Below are 3,801 nucleotides of genomic sequence, written 5' to 3'. Positions count from 1 at the left end.
CGGGCCATACGCGCATCTACAAATGGGACGGCTCCAGCTGGAATCAACGCGGTAGTGATATCGATGGAGAAGCTGCCAGCGATTACAGCGGCCGCAACGTTTCTCTCTCCAGCGATGGCAGCATCGTTGCCATTGGTGCCTACGCAAACGATGGCAATGGCTCAAATTCGGGCCATACGCGCATCTACCAGTGGGATTCAGCCTCCTCCTCTTGGAATCAACGCGGCAGCGATATCGATGGAGAAGCTGCCGGCGATTACAGCGGCCTCAGCGTTTCTCTCTCCAGCGATGGCAGCATCATTGCCATTGGTGCCCAATCAAACGATGGGAGTGCAGGAAACGCTGGGCACGTAAGAGTCTTTGATCTCGGCAATCAGATCACCCTCGCCGCATCGGTCCTCAACACCCTCGACGGCAACACCTCAGGCACCATCGATGCCAGCAACATCACCACACTCACCGGTGCTGCCGCTGAAATCAACACCGCCTACGCCTCATCCGGCATCAGCAATCTCGGCGATGAGGCCGTCACCCTCACGGACACCTCGCTTACAGCATCGGTTCTCAACACGCTCGACGGCAATACCTCCGGCAGCATCGATGCCAACTCGATCAACACACTCTCCGGTGCTGCCGCTGAAATCAACACCGCCTACGCCTCATCCGGCATCAGCAATCTCGGCAACGAAGCCGTCACCCTCACCGACACCTCTCTCACAGCGACCGTTCTCAACACACTCGACGGACGCACCTCAGGCACCATCAATGCCAACTCCATTGGCACCCTCTCCGGTACAGCGTCAGATCTGAACACCGCCTACGCCTCCTCCGGCATCAGCAATCTCGGCGATGAAGCCGTCACCCTCACCGACACCTCCCTCACAGCAACCGTTCTCAACACCCTCGACGGACGCACCTCCGGCACCATCAATGCCAATTCCATCAACACACTCACCGGCACAGCAGCAGATCTGAACACCGCCTACGCATCAAGCGGCATCAGCAACCTCGGCGATGAGGCCGTCACCCTCACCGATACCTCTCTCGCTGCATCCGTTCTCAACACCCTCGACGGACGCACATCAGGCACCATCAATGCCAATTCCATCAACACTCTGTCGGGCACAGCGGCAGATCTGAACACCTCCTACACCTCATCCGGCATCAGCAATCTTGGCAATGAGGCCGTCACCCTCACCGACACCTCACTCGCTGCCTCCGTTCTCAACACCCTCGACGGACGCACCTCAGGCACCATTAATGCCAACTCCATCAACACCCTGACGGGTACAGCGGCAGATCTGAACATCGCCTACGCCTCCTCAGGCATCAGCAATCTCGGCAACGAGGCTGTCACCCTCACCGACACCTCACTCGCTGCATCCGTCCTCAACACGCTCGATGGCAACACAACAGGCAGCATCAATGCCAACTCCATCAACTCACTCACTGGAACGGCCGCAGACCTGATCAACGCCTACAGCTCATCCGGCATTTCAGGCCTCAACGACGAGGCGCTCACCCTTTCTGGGGCTTCATTTACCGCTTCAATCCTCAACAGCCTTGATGGACACACCACAGGAGTCATCAATGCTGGCTCCATCAATACACTTTTCGGCTCGGCCTCAGACCTGATCAGCGCCTACTCCTCTTCCGGGATCAACACACTTGGCGATGAGGCAATCACCCTCATCGACACCTCGCTGTCTGCATCCGTTCTCAACAACCTCGCCTCAAAAACCTCAGGCAACATCAACGCGTTCATCATCAACACACTGACAGGTACAGCTGCAGAGCTGAACACGGCCTACACATCAGGCGGCATCAGCAACCTGGGGAATGAGGCCATCACCCTTACCGATACCTCTCTCACAGCCTCCGTTCTCAACACGCTTAACGGACACACCTCAGGCAGCATCGATGCCACTTCCATCAACACGCTCTCAGGTGCTGCCGCTGAACTGAATACCACCTACGCCTCATCCGGCATCAGCAATCTCGGCAACGAGGCCGTCACTCTCACCGATACAACCCTCGCTGCATCCGTTCTCAACACGCTCGATAGCAATACAACCGGTGCCATCAATGCCAGCTCAACCAACACGCTCTCAGGTGCTGCCGCTGAAATCAACACCGCCTACGCCTCCTCCGGCATCAGCAATCTCGGCAACGAGGCCGTAACCCTCACCGACACAACCCTCGCTGCATCCGTTCTCAACACACTCGACGGACACACCTCTGGCAGCATCAATGCCAACTCGATCAACACGCTCTCAGGTGCTGCCGCTGAAATCAACACCGCCTACACCTCCTCCGGCATCAGCAATCTCGGCAACGAGGCCGTCACTCTCACCGATACAACCCTCGCTGCATCCGTTCTCAACACACTCGACGGACACACCTCTGGCAGCATCAATGCCAACTCGATCAACACGCTCTCAGGTGCTGCCGCTGAAATCAACACCGCCTACACCTCCTCCGGCATCAGCAATCTCGGCAACGAGGCCGTCACTCTCACCGATACAACCCTCGCTGCATCCGTTCTCAACACACTCGACGGACACACCTCTGGCAGCATCAATGCCAACTCGATCAACACACTCTCCGGTGCTGCCGCTGAAATCAACACCGCCTACGCCTCCTCAGGCATCAATAATCTCGGTAACGAGGCCGTCACCCTCACCGATACCTCACTCACCGCCTCCGTTCTCAACACACTCGACGGACACACCTCAGGCAGCATCGATGCCAACTCGATCAACACACTCTCCGGTGCTGCCGCTGAAATCAACACCGCCTACGCCTCCACTGGCATCAGCAATCTCGGCAATGAGGCCGTCACCCTTACCGATAGCTCACTCAACGCATCCGTTCTCAACACGCTCGACGGACACACCTCTGGCAGCATCGATGCCAACTCGATCAACACACTCTCCGGTGCTGCCGCTGAAATCAACACCGCCTACGCCTCCTCCGGCATCAGCAATCTCGGTAACGAGGCCATCACCCTCAGCGATACCTCACTCACCGCTTCCGTTCTCAACACGCTCGATGGGAACACAACAGGCAGCATCGATGCCAACTCGATCAACACGCTCTCCGGTGCTGCCACTGAACTGAATACCACCTACGCCTCCTCCGGCATCAGCAATCTCGGCAATGAGGCCATCACCCTCAGCGATACCTCACTCACAGCATCCGTTCTCAACACGCTCGATGGCAACACAACAGGCAGCATCGATGCCAACTCGATCAACACACTCTCCGGTGCTGCCGCTGAACTGAATACCACCTACGCCTCCACTGGCATCAGCAATCTCGGCAACGAGGCCATCACCCTCACTGACACCTCACTCACCGCCTCCGTTCTCAACACGCTCGATGGCAACACAACAGGCAGCATCGATGCCAACTCGATCAACACACTCTCCGGTGCTGCCGCTGAACTGAATACCACCTACGCCTCCACCGGCATCAGCAATCTCGGCAATGAGGCCGTCACCCTCACCGACACAACCCTCGCTGCATCCGTTCTCAACACCCTCGACGGACACACCTCTGGCAGCATCGATGCCAACTCGATCAACACACTCTCCGGTGCTGCCGCTGAAATCAACACCAGCTACGCATCAAGCAGCATCAGCAATCTCGGCAACGAGGCCATCACCCTCACTGACACCTCACTCACCGCCTCCGTTCTCAACACGCTCGATGGCAACACAACAGGCAGCATCGATGCCAACTCGATCAACACGCTCTCAGGTGCTGCCGCTGAACTGAATACCACCTACGCCTCATCCG

Annotated in this window: 1 protein-coding gene; it reads left to right on the top strand. The window is 57.5% G+C overall.

Translation table 11 applies throughout. The annotated features are described in order from the left end of the window. The coding region (locus DXY31_RS16965) for a hypothetical protein (protein ID WP_170953630.1) at nt 1–3,801 on the top strand (3,801 nt) is incomplete at both ends.

Origin of the sequence: Synechococcus sp. UW179A, assembly GCF_900473965.1 — a bacterium.
Taxonomy (GTDB): Bacteria; Cyanobacteriota; Cyanobacteriia; order PCC-6307; family Cyanobiaceae; genus Synechococcus_C.
This window is presented reverse-complemented; position numbering and strand designations above follow the sequence as displayed.